The organism is Anaerobacillus sp. 1_MG-2023 (assembly GCF_030547345.1).
Taxonomy (GTDB): domain Bacteria; phylum Bacillota; class Bacilli; order Bacillales; family Guptibacillaceae; genus Guptibacillus; species Guptibacillus hwajinpoensis_B.
Genome location: NZ_JAUORD010000311.1, coordinates 1 through 231, shown reverse-complemented (window position 1 = coordinate 231; position 231 = coordinate 1). Strand labels below are relative to the sequence as shown.

The 231-nt window shown below is 44.2% G+C and carries 1 protein-coding gene; it reads left to right on the top strand.

Annotation, left to right across the window (positions count from 1 at the left end; all coding sequences use genetic code 11):
* The coding region (locus tag Q4550_RS24270) for an FGGY-family carbohydrate kinase (RefSeq protein ID WP_303536833.1) at nt 1–231 on the top strand (231 nt) is incomplete at both ends.

Below are 231 nucleotides of genomic sequence, written 5' to 3'. Positions count from 1 at the left end.
TGGTTTCGGGACCAATTTGCCGAAGGAGCGACATTCGATGAATTGATTTCTTCTATCGACAACATCCCTGCAGGTGCGAATGGATTGCTATTTACGCCATATTTGGCCGGAGAGAGAACGCCGCATGCGGATTCATCAAAACGAGGAAGTATTATCGGAAAGGAAGTTTCACACACTAGAACTCATAATGAAAAAGCAGTATTAGAAGGGATCACTTTTTCGCTGAAGGAG